At 58.4% G+C, this 24,121-nt stretch carries 21 protein-coding genes and 5 pseudogenes; 7 read left to right on the plus strand and 19 right to left on the minus strand.

Features of this window, described 5'->3' with window-relative positions; genetic code table 11:
* The first annotated feature begins 37 nt into the window (after positions 1-37).
* The gene (locus tag ACE4QZ_RS27605) at positions 38-523 is read left to right on the plus strand and encodes an acyl-CoA thioesterase (RefSeq protein WP_021785294.1); all 486 of its coding nucleotides are present in this window, start codon (positions 38-40) and stop codon (positions 521-523) included.
* Here ACE4QZ_RS27605 and pdxY read toward each other — a convergent pair.
* The gene (gene pdxY, locus ACE4QZ_RS27610; RefSeq protein ID WP_003253261.1) at positions 520-1,392 is read right to left on the minus strand and encodes a pyridoxal kinase PdxY; all 873 of its coding nucleotides are present in this window, start codon (positions 1,390-1,392) and stop codon (positions 520-522) included. The two genes, ACE4QZ_RS27605 and pdxY, sit on opposite strands and share 4 nt — an antisense overlap.
* Before the next feature lie 120 nt (positions 1,393-1,512).
* Between pdxY and ACE4QZ_RS27615 the strand changes: the two genes are divergently transcribed.
* On the plus strand, positions 1,513-1,905 hold the full coding sequence (locus tag ACE4QZ_RS27615; protein ID WP_003253259.1) for a DUF3301 domain-containing protein: 393 nt from the start codon (positions 1,513-1,515) through the stop codon (positions 1,903-1,905).
* Here the strand turns inward: ACE4QZ_RS27615 and ACE4QZ_RS27620 are convergent, their stop codons facing one another.
* Genes ACE4QZ_RS27620 through zigA form a run of 3 tightly spaced genes read right to left on the minus strand, consistent with a single transcriptional unit; the run spans position 1,906 to position 4,749 of the window.
* Positions 1,906-2,877, minus strand: a complete 972-nt coding sequence (locus ACE4QZ_RS27620; protein ID WP_021785295.1) for a CobW family GTP-binding protein — start codon at positions 2,875-2,877, stop codon at positions 1,906-1,908. It abuts the gene before it with no gap.
* A gap of 40 nt (positions 2,878-2,917) precedes the next feature.
* Entirely contained in the window at positions 2,918-3,544 is a 627-nt protein-coding gene (locus tag ACE4QZ_RS27625; protein WP_021785296.1) for a DUF1826 domain-containing protein, read from the minus strand.
* On the minus strand, positions 3,541-4,749 hold the full coding sequence (gene zigA / locus ACE4QZ_RS27630) for a zinc metallochaperone GTPase ZigA (RefSeq protein ID WP_028697460.1): 1,209 nt from the start codon (positions 4,747-4,749) through the stop codon (positions 3,541-3,543). The genes ACE4QZ_RS27625 and zigA overlap by 4 nt, the downstream gene beginning before the upstream one ends.
* A 114-nt stretch (positions 4,750-4,863) precedes the next feature.
* Between zigA and ACE4QZ_RS27635 the strand changes: the two genes are divergently transcribed.
* Entirely contained in the window at positions 4,864-5,244 is a 381-nt protein-coding gene (locus ACE4QZ_RS27635) for a hypothetical protein (RefSeq protein ID WP_021785298.1), read from the plus strand.
* A gap of 271 nt (positions 5,245-5,515) precedes the next feature.
* Here the strand turns inward: ACE4QZ_RS27635 and ACE4QZ_RS27640 are convergent, their stop codons facing one another.
* Positions 5,516-6,043, minus strand: a complete 528-nt coding sequence (locus ACE4QZ_RS27640) for a DUF3617 domain-containing protein (RefSeq protein ID WP_021785299.1) — start codon at positions 6,041-6,043, stop codon at positions 5,516-5,518.
* A 132-nt stretch (positions 6,044-6,175) separates the two neighbouring features.
* Between ACE4QZ_RS27640 and cls the strand changes: the two genes are divergently transcribed.
* Positions 6,176-7,615, plus strand: a complete 1,440-nt coding sequence (gene cls / locus ACE4QZ_RS27645; protein WP_021785300.1) for a cardiolipin synthase — start codon at positions 6,176-6,178, stop codon at positions 7,613-7,615.
* A gap of 83 nt (positions 7,616-7,698) precedes the next feature.
* On the opposite strand, the gene cfaB is transcribed toward cls, so the two are convergent.
* Positions 7,699-8,883 (minus strand): C17 cyclopropane fatty acid synthase CfaB, encoded by a 1,185-nt coding sequence (gene cfaB, locus ACE4QZ_RS27650; RefSeq protein WP_021785301.1) that lies wholly within the window; start codon positions 8,881-8,883, stop codon positions 7,699-7,701.
* 208 nt (positions 8,884-9,091) lie between these two features.
* Here cfaB and lpdA point away from each other — a divergent pair, with 208 nt between their 5' ends.
* The gene (gene lpdA, locus ACE4QZ_RS27655) at positions 9,092-10,492 is read left to right on the plus strand and encodes a dihydrolipoyl dehydrogenase (protein WP_021785302.1); all 1,401 of its coding nucleotides are present in this window, start codon (positions 9,092-9,094) and stop codon (positions 10,490-10,492) included.
* Between the two features lie 111 nt (positions 10,493-10,603).
* Here the strand turns inward: lpdA and ACE4QZ_RS27660 are convergent.
* The 9 genes and pseudogenes from ACE4QZ_RS27660 to ACE4QZ_RS27700 all read right to left on the minus strand — a co-directional run.
* Positions 10,604-10,804: pseudogene (locus tag ACE4QZ_RS27660) on the minus strand (transketolase family protein); the annotation flags it as partial.
* Positions 10,789-11,022: pseudogene (locus ACE4QZ_RS27665) on the minus strand (GABA permease); the annotation flags it as partial. The pseudogenes ACE4QZ_RS27665 and ACE4QZ_RS27660, both read right to left, overlap by 16 nt.
* A 147-nt stretch (positions 11,023-11,169) precedes the next feature.
* Complete coding sequence (locus ACE4QZ_RS27670; protein ID WP_021785304.1) at positions 11,170-12,327, minus strand: MFS transporter; 1,158 nt, start codon at positions 12,325-12,327, stop codon at positions 11,170-11,172.
* A 30-nt stretch (positions 12,328-12,357) separates the two neighbouring features.
* On the minus strand, positions 12,358-12,729 hold the full coding sequence (locus tag ACE4QZ_RS27675) for an ethanolamine utilization protein EutQ (RefSeq protein ID WP_003253236.1): 372 nt from the start codon (positions 12,727-12,729) through the stop codon (positions 12,358-12,360).
* The gene (locus tag ACE4QZ_RS27680; RefSeq protein ID WP_003253234.1) at positions 12,726-14,054 is read right to left on the minus strand and encodes an NAD(P)/FAD-dependent oxidoreductase; all 1,329 of its coding nucleotides are present in this window, start codon (positions 14,052-14,054) and stop codon (positions 12,726-12,728) included. The genes ACE4QZ_RS27675 and ACE4QZ_RS27680 overlap by 4 nt, the downstream gene beginning before the upstream one ends.
* A gap of 9 nt (positions 14,055-14,063) precedes the next feature.
* Positions 14,064-15,299: an NAD(P)/FAD-dependent oxidoreductase gene (locus ACE4QZ_RS27685; RefSeq protein WP_230849516.1), complete on the minus strand. Its 1,236-nt coding sequence runs from the start codon at positions 15,297-15,299 to the stop codon at positions 14,064-14,066.
* Positions 15,288-15,449, minus strand: a pseudogene (locus tag ACE4QZ_RS27690) (rubredoxin); the annotation flags it as partial. The pseudogene ACE4QZ_RS27690 and the gene ACE4QZ_RS27685, both read right to left, overlap by 12 nt.
* Before the next feature lie 12 nt (positions 15,450-15,461).
* Positions 15,462-16,907, minus strand: a complete 1,446-nt coding sequence (locus tag ACE4QZ_RS27695) for an aldehyde dehydrogenase family protein (RefSeq protein ID WP_031322770.1) — start codon at positions 16,905-16,907, stop codon at positions 15,462-15,464.
* A 10-nt stretch (positions 16,908-16,917) separates the two neighbouring features.
* Positions 16,918-18,108 (minus strand): aromatic ring-hydroxylating oxygenase subunit alpha, encoded by a 1,191-nt coding sequence (locus ACE4QZ_RS27700; RefSeq protein WP_003253228.1) that lies wholly within the window; start codon positions 18,106-18,108, stop codon positions 16,918-16,920.
* A gap of 398 nt (positions 18,109-18,506) precedes the next feature.
* On the opposite strand from ACE4QZ_RS27700, the gene ACE4QZ_RS27705 reads away from it, so the two are divergent.
* Entirely contained in the window at positions 18,507-20,210 is a 1,704-nt protein-coding gene (locus ACE4QZ_RS27705; protein ID WP_003253226.1) for a BCCT family transporter, read from the plus strand.
* 66 nt (positions 20,211-20,276) lie between these two features.
* Here ACE4QZ_RS27705 and ACE4QZ_RS27710 read toward each other — a convergent pair whose 3' ends face one another.
* Positions 20,277-21,185 carry a LysR substrate-binding domain-containing protein gene (locus ACE4QZ_RS27710; protein WP_010955855.1) on the minus strand — a complete coding sequence of 303 codons (909 nt, stop codon included), beginning with the start codon at positions 21,183-21,185 and terminating at the stop codon, positions 20,277-20,279.
* A gap of 1,014 nt (positions 21,186-22,199) precedes the next feature.
* A pseudogene (locus ACE4QZ_RS27715) lies at positions 22,200-22,430 on the minus strand (chromosome partitioning protein); the annotation flags it as partial.
* Here ACE4QZ_RS27715 and ACE4QZ_RS27720 point away from each other — a divergent pair.
* Positions 22,395-22,678: pseudogene (locus ACE4QZ_RS27720) on the plus strand (alkyl sulfatase C-terminal domain-containing protein). The pseudogenes ACE4QZ_RS27715 and ACE4QZ_RS27720 overlap by 36 nt on opposite strands.
* A 31-nt stretch (positions 22,679-22,709) precedes the next feature.
* On the opposite strand, the gene ACE4QZ_RS27725 reads toward ACE4QZ_RS27720, so the two are convergent.
* Together ACE4QZ_RS27725 and ACE4QZ_RS27730 are read right to left on the minus strand one after the other, a co-directional pair.
* Positions 22,710-23,042, minus strand: a complete 333-nt coding sequence (locus ACE4QZ_RS27725; RefSeq protein WP_279935032.1) for an EAL domain-containing protein — start codon at positions 23,040-23,042, stop codon at positions 22,710-22,712.
* Positions 22,985-23,803, minus strand: a complete 819-nt coding sequence (locus ACE4QZ_RS27730; protein WP_279935021.1) for a transporter substrate-binding domain-containing protein — start codon at positions 23,801-23,803, stop codon at positions 22,985-22,987. The genes ACE4QZ_RS27725 and ACE4QZ_RS27730 overlap by 58 nt, the downstream gene beginning before the upstream one ends.
* Positions 23,804-24,121 lie beyond the last annotated feature (318 nt).

A 24,121-nucleotide genomic window follows, 5' to 3' on the forward strand; every position in this document is an offset into this window, starting at 1 on the left:
TTCGCCCGATTCAGCGCAACCTCACCGTGAGCACACTATGGAACCTGGAAACGCCCAGCTGAGCATGACCGTCCTGATGACCCCGGACATGGCCAACTTTTCTGGCAACGTACATGGCGGCACCCTGCTCAAGTACCTCGACGAAGTGGCTTATGCATGCGCCAGCCGTTATGCCGGCAGCTATGTGGTGACCCTGTCGGTCGACCAGGTGATCTTCCGTGAACCCGTACATGTGGGTGAACTGGTGACCTTCCTGGCGTCAGTCAACTACACCGGCAACACTTCGATGGAAGTTGGCATCAAAGTTGTGACCGAGAACATTCGCGAGCGCTCGGTGCGCCATTCCAACAGCTGCTTCTTCACCATGGTCGCGGTCGATGACAACCGCCGCCCAGTGCCGGTGCCGCCGCGCCAGCCGTACAGCAGCGAAGAAAAACGCCGCTTCCTGCAGGGCCAGCAGCGCCGGCAGATCCGCCAGGAACTGGAAAAGCGCTACCAGGACCTGAAAACCGACGCCATTTAAAGCGCCAGCAACTGCGCCTCGAAGCGCACCCGTGGGTGCGCAATGCGGTCCTGGGCCCGTACCAGCTGCAATTCGTAGCTGGCGCAGGCCTGGGTTTCCAGCAGCACTTCATGCACTGCCGCAGCGGTGAACTCGAATGCCTGCACCCAGCTGTCGCCAAGCAGCACGCGGGCCAGGAACAGGCCTGAGGTCAGGTCACCCACCCCAACCGGCTGACGCGGGAACGCCAGCAGCGGGCGGCGCAGGTGCCAGCTGTGCTCGGCGGTCACCAGCAACATTTCGAACTGTTCTTCGGCCCGCCCGGGGTACGCCAGGTGCTTGACCAGTACAACCTGCGGCCCACGCTGCAGCAGGCTACGCGCCATGTTCACGCAATCCTCCAGCGACTGGGCGCGGCGCCCACAGAAGCTGTCCAGCTCCAGCTGGTTGGGGCACAGGATGTCCGCCGTGGCTGCCGCCTCGTCAAGCAGGAACTCACTGACTTCCGGCGGCACGATGCAGCCTTTTTCCGGGTGCCCCATGACCGGGTCGCACAGGTACAAGGCTTTTGGGTTTACCGCCTTGATCCGCTCGACGCCGGCCAGGATCGCTCGCCCTTGTTCGGCGCTGCCCAAATAGCCGGAAAGCACTGCATCGCAGTGGCCCAGCTCGCCGATGTTGGAAATGCCTTCCACCAACGCAGGAATTTGCGCTGGGGCAAGCACTTCACCCGCCCACTGGCCATACTGTGTGTGATTGGAGAACTGCACGGTATTGAGTGGCCAGGCATTGACCCCGATACGCTGCATGGGGAATACCGCGGCGCTGTTGCCGGCGTGGCCGAACACCACGTGGGACTGAATGGCGAGCAGGTGCGGGGTACGTTTCATGCGGGAGGTTTCCAAAGCTGTTTCAAGGATTGTGCGCAGCGCAGTATGAACTCGATTGCTACCTGTACGACAGGCCAGGAACGCAGTTAAGCTGGATCTACCTGTTTGGAGCATATGCAAATGTTGACCCTGGAGAACCTCTTCGTCCTGATGCTGGTAGCCACGGCAGGCGCTTGGTTGTGGCACAACCATGGGTTGCGTGAAAAGGCCCTGGAACGGGTCAAACAGCATTGCGCCAAACTCGACCTGGAGTTGCTTGACGATGCCGTAGCGCTCAAACGCATCGCCTTTGTCCGGGATGCCAATGGCCGAAAGCGCCTGGCACGCGTCTATGCCTTCGAGTTCACCGTCACGGGTGAGCAACGTCACCCCGGCACCGCGACCCAGTTCGGCGCCCACAGTGTGCAGATCGAACTGGCGCCCTACCCGTTCGAAATCAAGACCCCACCACGCGCCGACAACGTCATAGAGATGCAGCAATGGCGCCAGGAACACAACCGCTGGCGCAACTGATCAACTGACGCGACATTCATTCAACCCGGCTTGCAACGCGGGTTGCGGTTGCGGCTGATCGAAAATCAGCTCGATACGGCTGTCCCTGCGCCAGTCGCTGGGCTGCCAAGCGGGCATATCCCCATTCAGCCCATTGAATGACCACCAGCCTTCCATGCTGTGGATAACGCCCTTCGCCCGTCGCCATGGCCATGCACATAAGAAAACCTTTAGCCGCTGTGGATAAAACTGTTGGCCAGGGTGCCATCGCCAGCCAATACTCCAACCGCCCTCCCCTTGCTGGACAAGGCAAATCGGCTGACTGGGGTCAGCCCACAGTGCTGCTGGGGCGATTGCAGGATTGTCGACAATCCTGCTTTTCAAAAACGGGCTGTCAACAATCTGTGGAGGCACCGTCGGGAGGCCGGCCAAAGGCAGCTGCCCTTGCACGGTCCACATGATCCTCTTTTCTTTAAATTTATTACTTATCAACAATTTATGTATTTCATCCACAGCCTCTGACTTATTAAAAACCACGCTTTCAGAGGCGTTGAAAGCCTGCTGTTGAGCCTCTGGAAGCGGCTCGTTTCGAGCCATGGCCTGGGCATCCACAACCATCAGAAGTGGTTGAATTGTCAGCACTCCAACCCAAGGCGCCTGTTGCAACTGAGCCAGCAGCTGCAACGGATGGCCCAGGCCGGAAGGTTCGATAAACAGCCGGTCAGGCCGGGATTTGCGCAGTAAACGGCCGAGGCCGACCTGAAACGGCATACCGTTGACGCAGCACAGGCATCCGCCCGCCACCTCGCCGATGGCGATGCCGTCTTCGTCACGGCTGAGCAAGGCTGCATCCAGGCCGACCAGGCCGAACTCGTTGATCAATACCGCCCAGCGCTCGTTTGCAGGGCGCTGGGCCAGCAAGTTACGGATCAAAGTGGTCTTACCAGCACCCAGCGGGCCAGCAATTACATGGGTGGGAATGTTCTGCAACATGGCGTGGCTTCAGGCGGCGGTGATGCCTCACTATGCGCTGTCAGGCCAGCCAGTCAAGGCTGAGCAGCAAACGCCCCTGCTGTGCCGAAGGCGACCGATGAACCAGGCCTGCCCCTTCATTACCCCGCCATTTTTCGCCTTTAAGTATCGCCACCTCGCCGGCTTGCAGGTGCTGGATGTTATCCACAGATGGCTGAGCTGTGTGTAACTCACTACGACAGCTATCCTGCTCTTGCAACCACTCGCTACCTGGGCCGACGTAAGTGGTGAGCAGGCGCAATGGCACGTTATCCACATGGAAACGCGGGCACATCGGAGCGTTCAGAACGCGCAAGCGCAAACCGATCCGTCGGGCGCCAACCAGACAGGTATAAGCCGCCACCAACCAGGTCACATCAGCAACGAAAGCTTCATATCCATGCAAATCCGCCGCTTCACGCAGCAGATCTGCCAATACCGGCTTCTGCTCCTCGTCCACATCGATCACCCGCTGATCAGCCAAGGGCTGGCCAAGGCTGATCACCAATGCTGCAAAGTCCTCCAACTGTGGAGGCAAGCGCCGCCGCCATACGGCCAGATTCACGCCATCCTGCAGCACTCCGGCCAGCACCTGAGGCGTCTCGCCAAACACCTGAAAGATATCCACAGGCCGGTGCGCCAGGTTCATGCTGCCGCCTCCTCATGCCATGGGCCAAATGGATCAGGTAGGCGCAACCAGCCCATGTGGCCCAAGTCCATTTCTTGATCCGTCAACAGGCATGCATCGAGGGCTGTGGATAATTTTTCGAAGTCGATATTCTGCCCGATAAACACCAACTCCTGGCGGCAGTCACCAGTCTCAGCGGTCCAGTGTTTCAAGATCGCGGTCGTGTTATCCACATCCTGTGGCCACTGCTCGCGTGGCACGAAGCGCCACCAGCGGCCAGCCAGACCCTGTCGCATCATGCCGCCCGCTTGCGACCAGCTGCCAGCTTCCTGATATTTGCTGGCCAACCAGAAAAAGCCTTTGGAACGCAGCAGCCGTCCGTTGCTCCAGTCCGTGTGGATAAAGTCGTAAAAGCGCTGTGGATGAAGCGGCCGTCGAGCCTGCCAGGTCATGGCCGCGATACCGTACTCTTCGGTTTCTGGCACATGCTCACCGCGCAGCTCCTGCAACCAGCCTGGTGCTTGGGCCGCCTGATCGAAGTCGAACAGCCCGGTGTCGAGGATACGTGCCAGCGGCACTTGGCCCATGACCATGGGTACGATCTGCGCCCGGGCATTGAGGCTGCGCAAAATGGCGATGAGTTCGTCGCGCTCATGTTGGCTGATCAGGTCGATCTTGCTCAGCAGCAGCACATCTGCGAACTCGACCTGCTCGATCAGCAAATCACTGATCGACCGCTCGTCTTCTTCGCCCAACGTTTCACCGCGGCTGGCCAGGCTGTCTGCTGCCTGATAGTCGCGCAGGAAGTTCAAGCCATCGACCACGGTGACCATGGTGTCCAGCCGCGCCATATCAGACAGGCTGCGGCCTTGTTCGTCGCGGAAAGTGAAGGTCTCGGCCACTGGCAATGGCTCAGAGATACCGGTGGACTCGATCAGCAAATAATCGAAACGCCCTTCTTCGGCCAGCCGCGCAACCTCCTCAAGCAGGTCTTCGCGCAACGTGCAGCAAATGCAGCCGTTGCTCATCTCGACCAGTTTCTCTTCAGCGCGGTTGAGGCTCACATTGCGCTGCACCTCGCTGGCATCGATGTTGATTTCACTCATATCGTTGACGATAACCGCGACCCGAAGGTTGTCGCGGTTGCGCAGCACATGGTTGAGCAGCGTGCTCTTGCCGGCGCCGAGAAAGCCGGACAGCACGGTGACGGGGAGACGATTGGACATGGCGAACCTCTTCAGGCAGACGCATTCGAAACGATGCATTGCATAATGTTATAAGATAACAATACACTTTCGCCAAGTGGTTCTCGACGGACGAGTGCTCACAGGGGATGAAAAATGAATCTGCCACGCGTCATGGCATTGTTGTTGCTCACCATGCCCGCCTCGCTGTTGGCCATGCCGCAAGGCAGTAAATTGGCCCTCTGTACGCGAAGCGCGACGCTACTCGCCTGCCAGGACGGCAAAGGCAACTACTACAGCGTGCGCACCGAAGGCAGCACCTTCTACCTTCGCGGCTACGACTTCACCAGCCGCCGACTGTGGGCACAAACCAACAGCCGCTATGGCACGTTGACTTTTTTTACCGGCTTGGCCAGTGATGGTGAGACCTGGGTGGGTTACAGCCGTCGCGTAGGCTGGACCACCTTGAACCGCGTATCCAGTTCCAGCGGGGAGCGCTTCAAGGTGCATTGCAGCTTGATCGAGGGTTGCCGTTGACGCCTTCTTTTGTTTGGAAGGCTTTTCCTCTGCTGCCTATTTGCACGTCAGCTTCGAGCGCTTGCTGAAAACGCCGGCCTTGATCAGCTCTCCGTCAGGCCGAAAAGCTAAGCCGCAACCACATCGAGGCAAGGACCGAAAATGAAATGTTCCACGTGGAACTATTCGTTTCCCGACCGACTCCTGGAACTACCCAGGCTCGGCTGCTCGAACGACAGCAGAGGCCTGCATGCCCACGACGGGGTTGCCACCAGCCATTGGTAATGGAACTTCAGCTGCGCGGTTTGACCGCCCCGCAGTCATTGCCTAACCACACCGCACGCGTGTTCATGCTGCCTTGCTGCTGCACACCCGAAGCGTTGAACGTGCCACTGACCTGGGTGGTGAATTCCCGATCACTGAGGAATGTAGCCTGACCACTTCCCTGCGCCTTCGGGCAGCTGAACTGGAACTTCCAAACGTTACCGGTACGGTCGGTAATCTTCTGCGTGCAGCCCGATTGCGGGTCTTGCAGAGGAATGTCATTCGTTGCCACCTGTTCTGGTGTCAGGCACGAACGCACACCCTTGCCACCTACACTGACCCCTTGTTTGGCCAACACCCCTTCCATCATTGCGCGCTGCTCGGGCGGCAGGTTTTTCAACTGGCCGAGCATGAATTCCATGTCGGGTAGCGGTTTGCCATCGACCTGCATGTTGCTGGTGGTCAGCTCCCACAAACCCGGTTGCAGCATCTGGGCTTGCACCAGCGGACTGCTCATGCCTAGGGCCAACGCCAACAGTGGCAGACGAATCTTCATGGATGAACGCTCCTGGAAAAAAGCCGGTCAAACGGGCCGGACTGAGCCTTAGACGCCAAATCCACCTGCAGGTTGCAGGCGGACCGGGAACGTGTTCTGTTACCTCAAGTGTACTCGGCAAGCAGGATGCATATGGATTACCACAGCCCCTACTTCTTTGGTTACCTACTCGGCCTGATCCACCTGCTGGGTATGGTCGCCGCACTGCATGCGCTGTTCACGGTGCGGACAGCTCAGGGGGCCATTGCGTGGGCGATGCCCTTGCTCTTCATCCCCTACCTCACCTTGATCCCCTATCTGATTTTCGGTGCCCGCTCGTTCTATGCCTACATCAAGGCTCGGCGTCAGGCCAACCAGGAAATGCACGTGGCCATGGCCAACCTCAACTGGCGGCCCTGGGTTGAAGAAGCCCTTACCGCTCGCGAGTCCGAAAGCTACACAGCCTTGCGCGCCATGCCCAAGCTGGGTCGCATGCCATGCCTGGCAAATAACCAGGTGAAACTGCTGATCAATGGCAAGGCCACCTTTGATGCCATCTTCGCAGCCATCGAAAAAGCACGCGATGTGGTACTGGTGCAGTTCTTCATCATTCATGACGACAATCTCGGCAAGGCACTGCAGCGACTCTTGCTACGCAAAGCCGCCGAAGGCGTGCAGGTGTTCGTGCTGTACGACCGTGTCGGTAGCCACGCCCTGCCGGCCAGCTACAGCCAGGTGCTGCGCGACGGTGGTGTGCAGATCCATGCATTCGCCACCCGTCGCGGCTGGTTCAACCGCTTTCAGGTGAACTTCCGCAACCATCGCAAGATTGTGGTGGTGGATGGCTTGCTCGGCTTCATCGGCGGTCACAATGTGGGAGACGAGTACCTGGGTGAACATCCACAGCTTTCCCCCTGGCGTGACACCCACGTACAGATCAGCGGGCCGGTACTGGCCTGCTTGCAAGAATCTTTTGCCGAGGACTGGTACTGGGCCACGCGCCAGCTACCGCCGCTGATCCTGCCCGATACGTACCCGGATAACGGCGTGCTGTGTCAGGCCTTGGCCAGCGGCCCGGCAGACCCACAAGAAACCTGCTCGCTGTTCTTCCTTGAAGCGATTCATTCGGCCACCCGCAGGGTGTGGATCACCAGCCCCTACTTCATCCCTGACGAGGCCGTGTTCGCCGCCTTGCGACTGGCGGTGCTACGGGGAGTCGATGTGCGGGTGCTGATCCCGTCACGGCCTGACCACCGCATCGTCTACGCTGCCTCCAGCCTGTTTGCCTTCGAAGCAGTTCGCGCGGGGGTACGTATGTTCCGTTACCAACCCGGGTTTCTGCATCAGAAGGTGGTACTGGTGGATGACGACATCAGCGCCATTGGGAGCGCCAACCTGGACAACCGCTCGTTCCGCCTGAACTTCGAGATTACCCTGCTGACAGTCGATCGCGGCTTCGCCGACCAGGTCGAGCACATGCTCCACGAGGACTTCGAACAAGCGCGGGAAATTACTGCAGAAGACACCCAGGACACCCATCGACTACAGCAATTGGGGATGCGGATTGCGCGACTGATATCGCCGATTCTTTAGGGTGAGCACACCCGTTGAAAGCGGCCTTTTCGCGAAAAAGGCCGCTCCTGCAAAGCCATATCAGGGCTGTGACGCTTACGATTTCAGCGGTACAAGTCTTCCCGCGTCCAAGGCAGGTCATGATGCCCGTCGGCGTATGGCTTCACTGCCAATATCTGGTGCAGGTTGATCCAGCCCTTCTGAAAGGCGTAGGCACACCCGGCCAAGTACAAACGCCAGATCCGCAGAGTCTTCTCAGGCACCAGCGCTGCTGCCTTGTGCAACTGGTTCTCCAGGTTCTCGCTCCAGTGGTGCAAGGTTTTAGCGTAGTGCAGGCGCAGGCTCTCCACGTCCACTACCTCCAGCCCGGCTTCACAGATACTGGCGCTGATCATCGACAGGTGCGGCAGTTCGCCGTGGGGGAATACATAGCGATCGATGAACTCACCCGCCCCGCGCCCGACCGGTCGGCCATCGACGTGCTTGGCAGTGATGCCGTGGTTCATCACCAGTCCCCCTTCCCTCACCGCCCCGAACAGCTTCTGGCAGTACAGCGCCAGGTTGGCATGCCCGACATGCTCGAACATACCCACGCTGACAACCTTGTCGAAGCGACCATCCTGGGGCAGATCGCGGTAGTCGAGAATCTGCAGGTCGACCTTGTCAGCAAGCCCTTCCGCTTGCACACGCTTGCGGCCTAACTTCAATTGCTCCTTGCTCAGGGTAATGCCGAACACCTTGGCGCCATACTCACGGGCAGCGAACCGCGCCAGCCCACCCCAGCCACAGCCGACATCGAGCAGGTAGTCACCAGCATCCAGACGAAGCTTGCGGCACAGGTGGTCGAACTTGTCCTGCTGCGCCTGGTCGAGCGTATTGTCCGGCTCACGGAAGTAGGCGCAAGAATAGGCCATGTCCTGGTCCAGCCAAAGCTGGTAGAAGGCGTTGGACACGTCATAGTGGTAAGAGATCGCTTTGGCGTCGGTGCTCTTGTCATGAGACAAACGTTGCGGTGGCGTTTCATCCTCATCCGCCAGCAGCGCTTCACTCAGCTCGTCGCACACGCGGATGGCCTCACCGATATCGCCTTCAAGCTCCAGCTTGCCTTCGACGAATGCAGTGCCCAGCTGGTCCATGCTTGGGTGGGTCAACTGGCTGATCAGCTGTGGTTCCTTGACCAGAATGGTGACCTGAGGACTAGGCCCAAGATCAAAATGGTTACCGTCCCACAGCTTCAGCCTCAGCGGCAGATGCAAGCTCTGCAATGCAGGTGGAAGTTGAGCAAGCATGAAACACCCCTCCTGTCCGTAATTGGCCACGACGCCTAATATTTCGAACGTCATCGGATCAGAGTAGTTCATCTGTAGGATGTTTCCTCTAAGCAAGACCATGGTCTAGAACCAACTGATCTTATCCACACAGCAGATTGTATACAATTTCCGCATCTCAGCTTAACCTTGTGCCCCTCTCGCGCTTCTACATCCTGGAGTTGAACCCATGAAAGTCTATGACGTGGTGATCATCGGCGGTGGCCCTGGCGGCTACAACGCAGCCATCCGTGCTGGCCAGTTGGGCCTGAGCGTTGCTTGCGTGGAAGGCCGCTCGACCTTGGGCGGTACCTGCCTGAACGTCGGCTGCATGCCATCCAAGGCACTGCTGCATGCTTCGGAGCTTTACGAAGCGGCCAGCGGTGACGAGTTCGCCCACCTCGGTATCGAAGTCAAGCCTACCCTCAACCTCGCCCAGATGATGAAACAGAAGGATGAGAGCGTGGCAGGCCTGACCAAGGGCATCGAATACCTGTTTCGCAAGAACAAGGTCGAGTGGATCAAAGGCTGGGGCCGCCTGGATGGCATCGGCAAGGTCGTGGTCAAGGCCGAAGACGGCAGCGAAACAGCGTTGCAGGCCAAGGACATCGTCATTGCCACCGGCTCTGAGCCCACCCCTCTGCCAGGTGTGACCGTCGACAACCAGCGCATCATTGACTCGACCGGCGCGCTGTCGCTGCCGCAAGTGCCCAAGCACCTGGTCGTCATCGGTGCTGGCGTGATCGGTCTTGAGCTGGGTTCAGTCTGGCGCCGCCTGGGTAGCCAGGTCACCGTCATCGAATACCTGGACCGCATTTGCCCAGGCACTGACACGGAAACCGCCAAGGCCCTGCAGAAGGCTCTAGCCAAGCAAGGCATGGTGTTCAAGCTGGGCAGTAAAGTGACTCAGGCTACCGCAGGTGCAGATGGCGTCAGCCTGACGCTGGAGCCTGCCGCCGGGGATACCGCAGAATCGCTGCAAGCCGATTACGTGTTGGTGGCTATCGGCCGTCGCCCTTATACCAAAGGGCTGAACCTGGAAAGCGTGGGCCTGGAAGCCGACAAGCGCGGCATGCTCGGCAACGAGCACCACCGTACCTCAGTACCAGGTGTCTGGGTGATTGGCGACGTCACTTCGGGCCCGATGCTGGCGCACAAGGCCGAAGACGAAGCGGTGGCCTGTATCGAACGCATCGCCGGCAAGCCCCACGAGGTCAACTACAACCTCATCCCTGGCGTGATCTATACCCGCCCAGAGATGGCCACCGTGGGCAAGACTGAAGAGCAGCTCAAGGCCGAAGGGCGTGCCTACAAGGTTGGCAAGTTCCCCTTCACCGCCAACAGCCGTGCCAAGATCAACCACGAGACCGAAGGATTCGCCAAGGTCATCGCCGATGCCGAAACCGATGAAGTACTGGGTGTGCACCTGGTGGGCCCAAGCGTCAGCGAGATGATTGGTGAGTTCTGCGTGGCTATGGAGTTCTCGGCCTCGGCAGAAGATATCGCCCTCACCTGCCACCCGCACCCGACACGCTCCGAGGCCCTGCGCCAGGCGGCGATGAATGTGGATGGCATGGCCATGCAAATCTGACGAGTCTCATTCGCTGCCTCAGGCCATGCCCTTGCCTTCGGCATTCGCTTGGCGGGCATACAGGGATAGAGCCGCCTTTAATTCCGGCCGGCTCTATCTTCAGGTATCAAGTCACAGCCAAGCCTTGATCTGCGCGCTCACTGCGTCGGTGGAGATACCGTAGCGGTCATGCCGCGTCGGCAAGGCGCCGGCATCGAGGAAGGCATCGGGCAAGGCGATCTGGCGGAATGTCGGCGTTACCCCGTTGCGCAGCAGCAGTCCCGCCACCGCTTCGCCCAGGCCGCCGATGATCGAATGGTTTTCGGCGGTGACACTGCCATCTCGCCAAGCATTCGCATTACCAGCACCATCAGAGCGCCAGCAAGCGCATAGGCAATGATTGCTGCCGGACCTGCCGCAGCGATCGCTTGTTCGGACCCTACGAACAAAGCCGCGCCGATCACACCGGCAATCGACAACATGGTCACATGTCGAGGCTTGAATCCCTGAGCCAACTGATCGCTGGCTTTCCCAGACGTCGTCATAGTCATTATGGTCCCTGCTTTTGCTCTTGTTATGGGTAGGGTGCAGTGCCAGGGGCACTTCACCGCTTAACCATAGAGAGCGAAAACAGGGCTCAATTGACTGGTTCGGACATCAAATGGAGTGAGGCGGACATATCCCTGGGCTCCGACGTTTCATGACAACCTTGCCAATGACACATCAACGCCGGATTTATTCCTTATAAAGCAAACAACCATAGCCGTTACACCAATGCCGAACAGATACAGTGCTTGTGGACCGGCATGCTCCATCATCGCCCCTGCAACCAGCGGGCCGATGGTCGCGCCGATACCAAAGGTCATCAGCAGCACTCCGGCCAGCGATACACGCAGTTCCGGCTCTAGGTTGTCATTGGCATGGGCAACGCCCAGCGGATACAAACAGAACTGCAAGAAGCCGATGGCAGCCCCGGCCAACATGATCCACAGCTGCCCTGATGCCAGCCCGAAGGCCAGCGGCAAATAGGCTATGCACAGCAATGCAGCGGTAGCGCGGATCAAGGTGATGCGGGAAATATGATCCGACAGTTTACCCAGCGGTAGTTGTGCTAGAAGCCCGGCGGCAATGCTGACAGCCATGAACTGCCCGACCTGCGCCGGACTAAAGCCCAGTTGCGCAGCAAAGATCGGCGTCAGCCCATACAGGCAACCGTTCAGCAATCCCGAGGCAAGAATCGTGAACAACGATTGAGGAAGTCGACGCAGGTACAGCATGGGTTTGATCCGGGCCTGGTTGATGTTGCTCGGCTGGGTACCGTTGTGCAGAGCCACGGGGATCAAACCAATGGCAAAAGCGATGGCCACGCCCGTCAACGCCAAGGTGTGCAGCCCATCTCCCAGACTGAGCATCAATTGCCCTAGCATCATACCGACATAGCTGGCCACCATGTACAGCGACATGGCGCCGCCTCGCCGGCTGACCGGTGCGCAGTCATTGAGCCAGCTCTCGATGACCATCAATTGGCCCATCATTGCCGCACCAACGACAAATCGCAGGGCAAGCCACAGCAGTAAACCATCACTGAGCTGGTGCGAGAGCACCGCAGTGACAATCACCCCGGCGCTCACCACAAAGGCCCGAGCATGGCCGACCAGGCCAATCAGCCAATAACCGGAGCGGGCTCCCAACACCATGCCCAGCGCGTTGGCGGCCATAAGCGCACCACCCCATACCTGCGCCACACCGGAAGCATTCAGGCGCAGGGCCAGGTAGGTCATCAGCAGGCTGGAACCCAGCTGCATCAACAAGGCAGCGACATAAATCGTGCCGAAACGTTTGGATAATGCGAACAATTGGATTCCCCAGACCAGGGTGGTCGGTAGTCAGGCAAGGCCGTGGCGCTGTTTCCAATCACCCGGGTACACCACATAACCGAACAGCGCGTGGCCTGCGTACACCAGCTCCGTGCCTTCGGGAATCCACAGCACCTGACCTGGCGACACGCGGTACACCTCGCCGTTGGCCTGGAGTTCAAAACAGCCCTCAATGACAAAAATCACTTCGTCATAGAGCACCGTCCAGGCCACTTCAGCACCTTCCCAGCGGGCAAAGCCGATACCCAGGTTGGGCGACACCTCATTACTGACAGCACGCGCTACCGAGGCGCCGCCAGGCGGCCCGCCCCGGTGGACAAAGTCCAGGTTCCGGTGGTCGACCAGACGCACCGGGCCTTTTCCGCTGAGTGTGCGGGTCATACTTCGCTCCTACTGTTGAACGCGGCCCAGCGGATCCGGGCCCGCACCCCCATACCCAAGAACGGCTCAGGCGGGTTACGGGAGGGCAGGCCAGTCACTGCGCGGATGTCACTCAATTGCTGGGAGTCCGCCCCCACCGCCATGTCTGCCAGGAGCGTTCCGGAAATGGTGCCCCAGGCCGCGCCCACGCCGTTGTCGCAGGCGGTGGCGTAAACACCCTGATCGAGTTGGCCGAAATAGTTGGTAAAGTTTCGTGAGATCGCATAGACCCCACCCCAGGTATGGGTAAACGGCACTTGGGCCAGTTGCGGATAGCGCGCCTCGAAGGCCTTGCGATGGTCATCGCGAATCTTGTTGCGGGTAGCATCGGTTACGCTGCGACCGTAGCGAGGGACATGCTTGTAGGTATTGCGGATGATCAGGCGCCGGTCCTGGGTCATTCGTACGGTGGTACCGGCGTGGTCGGCAGGGGTGAGGCCCCAGTCGGCCTGGGCACCAACCGTCGCCATCTCGACGTCGCTCAGTGGGCGCGTCCAACTGGCGAAGGTCATCACCGGCAGGAGTCGGTTGCGCAAGTAGCCGAACTCCTGGGTGAAGATGCTCGTGCCCAGCAATACCTGCGGGCTCCGGATCAGCCCGTTGTCGCCCCGCACCAGCCACGTGCCGCAGGGGTCTTTCTGGAGTGTGCGGATTGGCGACTCTTCAAGCACTTCGACGTTGCCGGGAAGCGAATTACCCAGGCCACGTACCAGGGCAGCAGGCTGCATAAGGTAGCAACCGGGGGTGTAGATGGCGCGGCTGTAGTAGCGGCTACCGAGTACACCGGCTAGTTCGTCACGCCCAACCACGCGATAGGGCTCACCTAGGTCGGCCATCAGTTTTTCAAAGTGATCCAGATAACCCTGGCCACGTTCTCCCACCGCGCCCTGGTATTTTCCCGCATGGGACCACTGGCATTCGATGCCGTGACGGCCGATCAATGTTTGCAGTTGATCGATGGCTGAGCGGTTTAGGCCCAAGAGCCGTTGTTTATGCTGAGGATCGGGATGTTCGAGGGCGAATTTGTGCGGCAGGTCGATGACGAAACCCGAGTTGCGCCCGGAGGCGCCGTAGGCGATTCGCTGGGCATCTACCAAAACAATGCGCGACTGCGGCAGGTGCTCGGCCAGGCGCCGTGCGGCGGCAAGCCCAGCAAAGCCAGCACCTATCACCACATAATCGGCGTTATGTTCGCCACTTAGGCGCTTGCTCGGCGCCTGTTCAGGCAGCGCGGCATACCAGCCGCAATTGCGGTCATCATGAGGCAGATTGACGATACTGTTCATGGTTCAGCCTCAGGCCACATTTTGTTGGGTGTCCTGGCAGTTTTGCAGCCAGGTATTTCGTTGCATTTGTGCCTGACGGCCGAGCAGCACGAACCCGCGCAGGGCACCTGCGTGGTCATGAAACGCAGCGCTCAATCCATCGCTGGTCGCATCGCAGCGCCATTGGCCCTCGCAACCACCGGGAGGTGTCAGCAGGCACAGAGGGACGACCGGGGTTTTCACCGTCACGGGCGCCAATGGGTAGTGGGCGGCGGTCGGTTGGCCCAGCAAGGTCTTGGCGAGGGCACGAATGCCTTCGTTGATCGGCGCGAGGTAAGGCAGCAACTGGCCGTTGATCTCGACGCAATCGCCCAAGGCATAGATGCCCGGTTGTGAGGTCTGTAGTTGTGCGTCGACCTTGATCCCGCGGCCACAGTCCAGGCCGGCTTCCAGCGCCAGCTCAAGGTTGGGGCGCAAGCCCACTGCACTGAGCACCAGGTCTGCACCGACGACCTGACCGTCGGCAAGGGTCAGTCGGTAGCCTTCGCCGTCCGGCTCGATGCACTGCAAGGTGGTGCGCAGGCTCCATTGCACCCCCAACCCCGATAGCGCTTGCTGCAAGTGCTGGCCTGCCGCCTCGGGCAGCAGGCGTTCCATGGGCCAGGCACCCAGGCCGATTACCCGAACCTGATAGCCATTGCTCGCAAGGTCGTTGGCAAACTCGCAGCCGATCAAACCGTCGCCCAGAATGGCCACTCTGCGCACGCCATCAAGGCGTTGGCGGAACGCCTGGTAATCCTGCAGGTTGTTGACACTGAGCAGTGCCTCGGCGCGGCCCTCGATAGGCAACCGCACGGGAGAAGCACCACTGGCTAGCACCAGTTGGCCGTAGTCCATTTCGCCGAGGCTGGTGTACAAGCGCTGCGCCTGAGCATCGATGCGTTCGACTTTGCAGCCGGTATAGATACGAATGCCAAGCCTCTGTTCGATCGCCAGCGGCGTTTCGGTGGCCAGGGCTGCGGCGGTGCGCCCCTGAGCCAGGGCGATGGATAGCGCGGGCTTGGAATAAAGATGGCCCGACTCCTGGGTCAGTACGCGAATCTCCAACTGCGGGGCGGCCTTGCGCAGGGCCTGTGCCAGGCCGTAGCCGGCATGGCCGCTACCGATGATGACCACCGGTTGGGCGGGACGAGCGGCAACCAGTGGTTGCGCCTGGATAACCGGCGCGGTAGCCACTGCTGCGATCGGGGTGCTGAGTTCGATCATTTCAAAGTCGGCTTTGCCGACCTTGCACTCAGGGCATAGCCAGTCTTCGGGCACGTCCTCCCAGCGGGTACCGGGGGCAATGCCGTCGTCGGGCCAACCTTTGGCTTCGTCGTAGATCAGACCACAGATGATGCAGAGCCAGGTTTTCATTATGCTGCCTCCTCACTCGCCCTTGATACGCACGGCCAGGTTCTTGGTCCTGACGTAGCTGTAGAGCGCCTCCTGGCCTTTTTCCCGTCCGAAGCCCGAGAGCCCGACGCCGCCGAACGGCGTTTCGATGCCACCGGCATACCATTCGTTGACGAACACCTGGCCGGTGCACAGTCGCCGGGCACAGCGCAGGGCGCGATTGAGGTCCTGGGTGAATACGCCGGCCACCAGACCGAACACGGTGCCGTTGGCAATGGCGAGGGCCTCCTCTTCGCTGTCGAAGGGAATTACTGCCAGCACAGGGCCGAAGACTTCAGTCTGGGCTATCTCCATCTGCGCAGTCACATCGCGCAATACGGTTGGCGCCATGTAATGCCCGCTCAGGCCGCTGATGGCCTCGCCGCCGGTTGCGACCACCGCGCCTTGCTGCTGGGCACGTCGGCACAAGGCCTCGATGCCTTCGAGCTGAGCAGCAGAAATCACGGGTGTGTGGTCAGGGTTGTCCTGGCCCAGGCCCACGGTCAGCCCCTCGGCCATCGCTACCACGTCAGCTACAACCTCGTCGTAGATAGAGCGATGTACCAGCAAGCGCGACATGGCAGAGCACACCTGGCCGGCATTGAAGAAGATGCCGCTTTTAACGCTGCTGATCAGTTGCTCACGATCGGCATCCGGGAACACTAGGGCCGCCGACTTCCCGCCCAGCTCCATGACGCTGGGAATCGCGTGTTCGGCGGCACTGCGCAGAATGCTCTGGCCGGTGCCGACGGAACCTGTGAAGACGATCTGGTCGACATCGCGATGGCCGGCCAGGTAGGCACCCACTTCACGACCACGGCCGCAGATCAGATTGACGGCCCCCTGTGGCAGGCCGGCACGCTCGATGGCCTTCATCAGCACGCACAGGCCAAGTGGCGACAGTTCCGGCGACTTGATCACTACCGCGTTGCCGGCCGCCAAGGCAGGGGCCAGGGAGCGGGCGCAGATGGATACCGGGAAATTCCACGGCACGATCTGCAGCGACACGCCCAAGGGGTCGTAGACGGTGAAATCTATGTAGCCGTCGCCCAGCGGAATCGACTTCCCTTCGATCTTGTCGGCCATGCCGGCGTAGTATTCGAAGTAGCGCGCGGCCTCGATGAATTCGTCACGGGCATCACGCAGGCTCTTGCCGTTTTCCTGGCAAAGCACCCACGCCCCTTCGTCGGTGATCGCACGAATCTGCGCGGCAACCTCAAGCAACCAGGTCACCCGCTGCGCAGGACGCACACGGTTCAGAGCGTTGCTGTCAGCACAGCGCCGAGCCGCCTGCAGGGCGCATTCGGCGTCGGCCACACTGGCTTGGGCGATGGTCGCCACAAGGTCCGTGGTGCCAGGGTTGTGGATGCTCAGGTGCTGCTCACTGTCGGTCCACTGGCCGTCGATGAAGTTCAGCCAGTGCGGAGCTATCGGATGCATGATGATCACCTCAGGCGCGTTGAGCACAGTCAAGCAATTGGCGGGCAGCCCACTTGTGGAAGTAGTGAGTCGGCAGATCCATTTCCGGCGAGAACGCACCGCCGCTGTAACCAGGCGAGGAGCGGCCCTTCTGCATGCCTTCGACCGAGGCGATGTCTTCGGCGAACACTACGCGCCAGGATTCCATTACCGCTTTGCGCGAGGCGTCGTAACGGCTGTCGAGCGCTTCGTCACCCACGTAGAACAGGCGCAGGTGCTCGATGGTTTTACCCGGCGCCACAGGCTCGAGCATCATGGCGAACGCATGGTCGGCCTGGATGCCCAGCAGCACATTGGGGAAGAACGCCACGTACTCAGCAGTGCGCAGGCGGTCCTGTGGCCAGGATGGGAAGATCGGCAAATGGGTACCGGCAACGGCCGAGAGGTTGTAGGCGTGGCTGCCTTGGCCAGCGAATTCCTCGAACATGATGTTGTAGTGGTCTTCCAGGCGCGAGTAGCTGTTCAGGCTCGGGTGCACCCACGGCAGGTGATAGGCCTCACAGTAGTTCTCGACTGCTAGCTTCCAGTTGCAGTTGACCTCGATGCTCATGGCACCACCGTTCGCTTCACGACGCAGCAGACTCATGCCGTCATTGCCCAGGAACTGAGTCCAGCGTTCGGTCAACGGCTGCAGTTGCTCTTCAAGCGCCGGTGCCTCGCCAGACAGGTTGATGAACACCATGTCCATCCAGATCGTGGTGCGCAGCGCCTTCAGGCCGTGTTTCTCGCATGCGAAACGTTCGTCTTTGTGCTGGTTGATCCCGCCAATGTGCGGAGTGCCTTTGAGACCTCCGTTCAGGTCGTAAGTCCAGGAGTGGTAGGGGCAGCGGATCACACCCTGCACTTCACCCGCCTGTTGAACCAGTTTCACGCCGCGGTGGCTGCAGACGTTGTGAAACACCTGCACCAGGCCTTCACGGTTGCGCATCATCAGCAGCGGCAGGCCCATGAAATCGACCGGCTTGACGTAGCTGTTGGTCGGCAAGTCGCTTGCAAAACCTATACACGCCCAGTTACGCCCCAGCACTTCGTCGCGCTCGAGTTCGAAATAGCGCTGGTCGGTGTAGAACTCGTTGGTCAGGCCATGAGCTTCATGGATAGGCGCCAGAACGGTTTCCAAGACGTGGACGGGAATAAGGCGGGAGTCAGTCGATACGGTCATTTTTTGTTTTCTCTTGTTAGATGCACGGCAGGCAATGCCTTGATGCCTGGTGCCAGTTTCAGCAAGAGAAGAAGGGCGCGACAAACGATTTATTTCAACGCTATTTATCAGTTTTTATCATTAATGATTTATTCGTCGATGACGGTAGTGGTAGATAATCGTTGATGAACTGCCAGGCTCTGGAATTTTCAGATTAATGACTTTTGGTAATCAATTAATGACTAGAAATGGTTTGTCGAAGAGCGGGTAATTCTCCCATTTTGATAGGGCCCGAGAGAGCGTACCGCGCCTTGGGCCTGCGGGAAGACCGCCGCCAGGGATCCGGCACCTGCCTGTGGCAGCGGCTCTACCCAAACCGTGACATCAAACCCTTGAACAAAAACAATAGGGGATAACCAATGCGTGCCGAATCTGGCCTGCTCAAAGGCCTCAATCCCACCGTGACGATCTGGTCGTTACTGGCCGTAGTAGCCTTTGTGCTGTTTTGCGCCCTGTTTGCCGAACATGCAGCAGCGGTTTTTCAACGTGCATCCGACTTCATCCTGCAGAATTTCAAATGGTTCTACCTGATTTCCGTCACGGGTGTGCTGGGGCTACTGATCTATCTGATGTGCAGCAAGTTTGGGTCTATGAAGCTTGGGCGAGACGACGACAAACCCGAGTTCAGCTTCGGCTCCTGGATCGCCATGTTGTTCAGTGGCGGCATGGGCATCGGACTGATCTTCTGGTCGGTTGCCGAACCCATGTGGCATTACGCGGGCAACCCGTTCGCCACCGGCCTCACCGACGAAGCCGCCACCACAGCTATGCGAATTACCCTATTCCACTGGGGCCTGCATCCCTGGGCTATTTTTACCATCGTTGGCCTGGGCCTTGCCTACTTTGCCTATCGCAAGGGCTTGCCGCTGAGCATGCGCTCGATCCTTTACCCGCTGATTGGTGAGCGCATCTATGGGCCCATCGGACATGTGGTGGACATCCTTGCCGTGGTGATTACCGCGTTCGGTGTATCCCAGTCGCTGGGCCTGGGCGTGGTGCAAATGAACACCGGGCTGAGCCAGGTGTTTGACCTGCCCATCAGCCTGGGGGTGCAGATCACCCTGATCGTGCTCATTACCCTGGTTACTACCGTATCGGTGATGGCCGGCGTGTCGCGTGGCATGAAGCGCCTTTCGGAATGGAATATGCTGTTGTCGGTGGTGCTGGTGGTGTTGATCCTGCTGCTGGGGCCAACCCGCTACATCATCAACCTGATGTTGGAGAGCACCGGCGACTACGCCAGCCATGTAGTGGGTCTGAGCTTTTGGAGCGATACCCAGAAGGACAGCGGCTGGCAGAACTGGTGGACGGCGTTCTACTGGCCGTGGTGGATGACCTGGGGCCCGTTTGTCGGTCTGTTCATTGCGCGAATTTCCAAAGGCCGCAGCATCCGTGAACTGATCGCCGGCGCGCTGTTGGTACCCACCCTGGTGACGATCATCTGGATGTCGGTGTTCGGTGGTACCGCGCTCAAGGCTGAGCAGCTCGATCGTCAGCAGCACGCAGAACTGGTTGCCAGTGGTGAGCTGCAGGGCGACAAGGCCAAGTTCGAAGGTGGCACGGTATTGCTGGCGACCAAGCAGGAAACCACCGCTGCCATGTTCACCCTGCTGCACAAGATCGACGCCGGTACGTTGGGCAAGGTGCTGAGCGTGCTGGTCTGTATCCTGCTGGCGACGTACTTCATCACCTCGGCCGACTCCGGCACCCAGGTGCTGTGTACGTTGAACTCCATGGGCAGCGCCAACCCGCCGCAGAGTATCCGCCTGCTCTGGTGCATCCTGGAAGGTGCTATAGCCATGGCTCTGCTGATGGCGGGGGGGCTCAAGGCGATCCAGATGGCGAGCATTGCGGCGGGATTGCCGATTGCGGGGTTCATCCTGCTGATTAGTTACACCCTGATGCGCAGCTTGCGCCAGGAGATGGCTGACGGCCTGCTTGATACGCCGCCGGGTGGGCGCCTTCCTATACCTGGGATTCACCCGCAAGGCATCACGCCGGTGGCTGGGCCCTTGGCCTGCGAGGGGCTTGATATGGGGCTGACAGCGAAGAAAGCCAGCTAACCTAAAGCCACCCTGGAAGACACAAGACCGACAGCCATCAGCTGTCGGTCTTGTGTTTTGGGCAGGCTATTTCTGCACCGAAGGCAGGGCCATCAACCAGTCCCGGAACAGCCGCACGCTTTCACGAGGACCACGCTCGGTGGACGACTCCAGCAGGCAGAACTTGGCGTCGGTCTGGAGTACCACATCGTTGGGCTTGACCAGCGCACCGGTGCTCAACGCATCGTCCACCAGGTTGCCCCAGGCCAGGGCCACGCCCTGGCCACTGATCGCCGACTGGATCAGCATACCGTAGCTGTTGATATTGACGCGATGCTTGGGGGTCATGGGCTCGTATCCCAGGCGCTTGAACCATTCGGGCCAACCTACCCAGTCGCGCTGGGAGTCTTCAAGCCAGAGCCAGGTACACGACGACAACCCTTCGATGCTGCTCAGTTGCGGATGCCTGGCCAGATAGGCCGGGCTGCACACCAGGAAGATTTCTTCCGAGAACAGCGGCGTGACAGCCATGTCCTTGGGCGGTGGGTTGCAGTAGTAAAGCGCCAGGTCGCTGTCGAGCCTGGCGTAATCCTTCACATGATCGTGGGCGATGATCCGCAGGTCGATGTTTTCATGGGCACTCTGGAATTCCGACACCTTGGGCAGTAACCACAGCGACGCCATGGCGGTACTGGTGGCAACGGTGACTTGTTGGTTGCCTTGCCACTGGCGTATATCGCCGGTGGCGCGGGCCAGGTGAAGCATGCATTCACGCACCGTTTCGTAATACTGCGCGCCGGTGGGGGTCAGGGACATGCTACGGGTGGTACGGGTGAATAGTGCCTTGCCCAGGTAGTCCTCAAGAAGGCGAACCTGACGGCTAATTGCACCCTGGGTAACATTCAATTCCTTGGCGGCAAGGGTAAAGCTCAAGTGGCGTGCCGCAGACTCAAACGCATGAAGACTGTTGAGCGGCGGAAGAGGCTGGATTTTCACAGGCAGGGGTTCCACTCATTTTTATTATCATCCGCTCACTGGAGTGGCGGTTTCCTCCCTAACGCATTCAGGGCAGAACGAAGCAACCGGTTCACTATACTGCACATTTGCAGAAAGATATTCGTTCCCTGAATAGGCAATATCCCAATCACTTTTAATGACATTGAACGCGGCGTGCATTGTGTGACAGTGAACAAGCCGATGAAGCCATAGCACCCTGGTCACCCGAGTTCAGCAGCGAGCATGCGGAACTCGGAGCTCTTGATCACATGGCTTGGGGCCAGGATTTCGAAGGTTGCTGCCTTGGGATCAGCCCAGGAGAGCAGCAAATTCCTTCTCATGTAATGACAGAAAAGGTTCATCAGTCTGAATTGGAAGGGGCATAGGCGAACGCCAGACCAAGGGGGAGACGGGACGCGAGGGAGACGGTTGAAACCGTCCGATGAAGGGAAACGAGCGCTTCCCCTCTACCGGCGACAGTTTTAATTGTTCGACGACTGTTTTAATTCAACGAAACCAAGTGGATTTAGAGAATTAAAACTGTCGCAGAGTGGCGCCATTTCATGGGGCTTTCACGCCCCTTTGGAGAAAACGCAAAACTGTCGCACAGGGCGAAACCGCGCCTCCAAGCAGATGGCCTAGAGAATAAAAACTGTCGCAGCCACAAACGACGCGGCTTTCAGAAGCATTCAAGATGAAGTGATAGTGCGCTCTCGCGGCACATTGACGCTCTGGCAGCTCCTGATCGTGAACGGCATGAGAGCATCCCAATGCTAGGCAACTTGACGCTGCTTAACCTCAGCGTCCATAGGACGGCGCAACACTGCGATTTCGCGGCAAAACGCGACAAGCTGATGCCAATGCTAGCCTTGGTCTCCATGTCCCCCCTGATTGCGACCACTGTGTGCGACGAAGCCACGATTTCAGCCTGATTCTATGCCCTCGCCAACATAGCACTGACGATATGTCCCAGAAACGAATGATGACCTCCCACTCAGCGCAGCCGGTAGAGGTCTATTCACGCTCCAGACTACGAGCATCGGCGGTAACCGCCTCCACAACCCCCGCCAGCTCACGCACCAGGTCAGGCTCGAAACGCTCCAAGTAAGCTGCGATAGTCTGATTGCGCAGCATACGAGACACATAGCCCTTGGCAACCACGAGTACCAACATGGTTTCGCCAAGGGTGTCTTCAACCAACCGGTAGTCGTGGTAAAGCTTTTCCATTTCCCGCTCCATGCGTGCATAGATCAGACCTATGCTCTGACAGTTGAAAACGCCGTTCTCAACTACAGTTCTCACTCCGCGGGCAATGCAGATGCGAACCTAAGCATAAGCAAGTCGGATCTTGATGACATTCAGATGGGCAAGGTCACTTTCGAACAACAAATCGCAAATGGCAAATTGAAATTGAAGGAAAAAGAGAAGCCTTTACCGAGTTTCTCAGTTTGCTTGATGACTTCCCGTTTTGGTTTAATGTTGTAACCCCATGAGATCATAACTCTGGATGCAGGTACTTCTCGGCTAGCGAGACTCTAACTCGCTAGCCGTATTGTTTTTGTTGATGGCTACATATTCCTTGAGCGCCGTCGCCTCCATGGGCTTCCCAAATAGCCATCCTTGACCGTACTGTACACCATGATTCTTTAGGTACTCAGCTTGCTGTCTACTTTCTACACCCTCGGCAATAATTTCCACTCCTAATGAGTGAGCCATATCTATGATATGTGCCGTCACGGTCCCAGCAACCGACTGTGTTTCAATCGTATCTACAAATGATTTGTCAATCTTCAATACGTCTACTTTAAGCGCTTGTAGATAAGAAAGGCTTGAGTATTGTCGCCAGAGATATCGTATTGAAAGTGCCTCTTCTGAATTTTGTCATAAGTGCCATCCTTTTTGATGGCTGCTAATGCATCATTCAGTTTTCCAACCAGTGGGTCGTTTTTTCGTATCGCGATACCGGCCCCGGTACCAAAATAAGTTTCATCTGTGAAATTTTGATCAAGCACATGATAGTCTGCGCCTTGAGGCGTTTTCAAAAAACCGTCCTCAATGACTAAGGCACCGGCAAGCGACGCATCCAAGCGTCCAGCTGCCAAGTCGAGGAATACCTCGTTTTGTGTGCCGTACTTGACGACTTCAGCGCCTTCTTTTTCAAAAATTTCAGTTGCATAGCGGTCAAAGTTAGAGGCCCGTTGCACGCCGATGCGTTTTCCTTTCAAGTCAGCGGGAGCAACGTTGATACCACTATCCTTTCGTGCGACCAGCTTGGCGGGTAACAGATAGTAGCTATTTGTGAAGTCGACGGACCTGGCTCTTGCAGCAGTGATAGAAACTGATGAGATCGCAGCATCAATTTTTCTGACCTTGAGCGCAGGGATAAGCCCATCAAACTCCATCTCAATCCATTCGCATTTCGTCGCTATCCTTGTGCAGAGCTCTTGACCAATGTCGTAGTCAAAGCCAGCTAACTGGTTGTCTGGCGTCTTGTAGGCGAACGGGGGGTAGGCGGCTTCAATGCCGATCCGCAGAGCTTTCTCATCGGCTATAGACAGGGTGCTGCAAGCGCAGACTGCAGCTGTGAGTACAGTACATACGAATTTGTTCAGAAGCATAAAAATGCACTCGTATCAGAATGTTAGGAGAGCTGCGTTGAGCTCATCGCGTAATCACCGTTGCCCCCAGATTTTCTTACCTTGGTACAAGCCATTATTAGACCGTAGCGGTAAAAAGGGATTGTTGCTAACGGCTTAGTTTATTGGCCATGGTCCGAGTTTGATTATCTTGCGGGAGTCGACGCCCATTTTGATACACCTCTACCAGCCCACTATCGCTCGTGTAGACCACCATGCCACCGGGAAGGTATTCAACCTCTATAGCCTGCTCGGTTGACTGATGCTCAACCAATACACGAACGGTTGCACCACTCTCTA

Source organism: Pseudomonas sp. DCA-1 (genome assembly GCF_046523955.1).
Taxonomy (GTDB): domain Bacteria; phylum Pseudomonadota; class Gammaproteobacteria; order Pseudomonadales; family Pseudomonadaceae; genus Aquipseudomonas; species Aquipseudomonas putida_Y.

Excerpts from the sequence above, each read along its gene's own strand:
- ACE4QZ_RS27605 (WP_021785294.1), top strand. The coding sequence starts at position 38 with ATGGAACCTGGAAACGCCCAGCTGAGCATGACCGTCCTGATGACCCCG.
- pdxY (WP_003253261.1), bottom strand. The coding sequence starts at position 1,392 with ATGAAACGTACCCCGCACCTGCTCGCCATTCAGTCCCACGTGGTGTTC.
- ACE4QZ_RS27615 (WP_003253259.1), top strand. The coding sequence starts at position 1,513 with ATGTTGACCCTGGAGAACCTCTTCGTCCTGATGCTGGTAGCCACGGCA.
- ACE4QZ_RS27620 (WP_021785295.1), bottom strand. The coding sequence starts at position 2,877 with ATGTTGCAGAACATTCCCACCCATGTAATTGCTGGCCCGCTGGGTGCT.
- ACE4QZ_RS27625 (WP_021785296.1), bottom strand. The coding sequence starts at position 3,544 with ATGAACCTGGCGCACCGGCCTGTGGATATCTTTCAGGTGTTTGGCGAG.
- zigA (WP_028697460.1), bottom strand. The coding sequence starts at position 4,749 with ATGTCCAATCGTCTCCCCGTCACCGTGCTGTCCGGCTTTCTCGGCGCC.
- ACE4QZ_RS27635 (WP_021785298.1), top strand. The coding sequence starts at position 4,864 with ATGAATCTGCCACGCGTCATGGCATTGTTGTTGCTCACCATGCCCGCC.
- ACE4QZ_RS27640 (WP_021785299.1), bottom strand. The coding sequence starts at position 6,043 with ATGAAGATTCGTCTGCCACTGTTGGCGTTGGCCCTAGGCATGAGCAGT.
- cls (WP_021785300.1), top strand. The coding sequence starts at position 6,176 with ATGGATTACCACAGCCCCTACTTCTTTGGTTACCTACTCGGCCTGATC.
- cfaB (WP_021785301.1), bottom strand. The coding sequence starts at position 8,883 with ATGCTTGCTCAACTTCCACCTGCATTGCAGAGCTTGCATCTGCCGCTG.
- lpdA (WP_021785302.1), top strand. The coding sequence starts at position 9,092 with ATGAAAGTCTATGACGTGGTGATCATCGGCGGTGGCCCTGGCGGCTAC.
- ACE4QZ_RS27675 (WP_003253236.1), bottom strand. The coding sequence starts at position 12,729 with ATGACCCGCACACTCAGCGGAAAAGGCCCGGTGCGTCTGGTCGACCAC.
- ACE4QZ_RS27680 (WP_003253234.1), bottom strand. The coding sequence starts at position 14,054 with ATGAACAGTATCGTCAATCTGCCTCATGATGACCGCAATTGCGGCTGG.
- ACE4QZ_RS27685 (WP_230849516.1), bottom strand. The coding sequence starts at position 15,299 with ATGATCGAACTCAGCACCCCGATCGCAGCAGTGGCTACCGCGCCGGTT.
- ACE4QZ_RS27695 (WP_031322770.1), bottom strand. The coding sequence starts at position 16,907 with ATGCATCCGATAGCTCCGCACTGGCTGAACTTCATCGACGGCCAGTGG.
- ACE4QZ_RS27700 (WP_003253228.1), bottom strand. The coding sequence starts at position 18,108 with ATGACCGTATCGACTGACTCCCGCCTTATTCCCGTCCACGTCTTGGAA.
- ACE4QZ_RS27705 (WP_003253226.1), top strand. The coding sequence starts at position 18,507 with ATGCGTGCCGAATCTGGCCTGCTCAAAGGCCTCAATCCCACCGTGACG.
- ACE4QZ_RS27730 (WP_279935021.1), bottom strand. The coding sequence starts at position 23,803 with ATGCTTCTGAACAAATTCGTATGTACTGTACTCACAGCTGCAGTCTGC.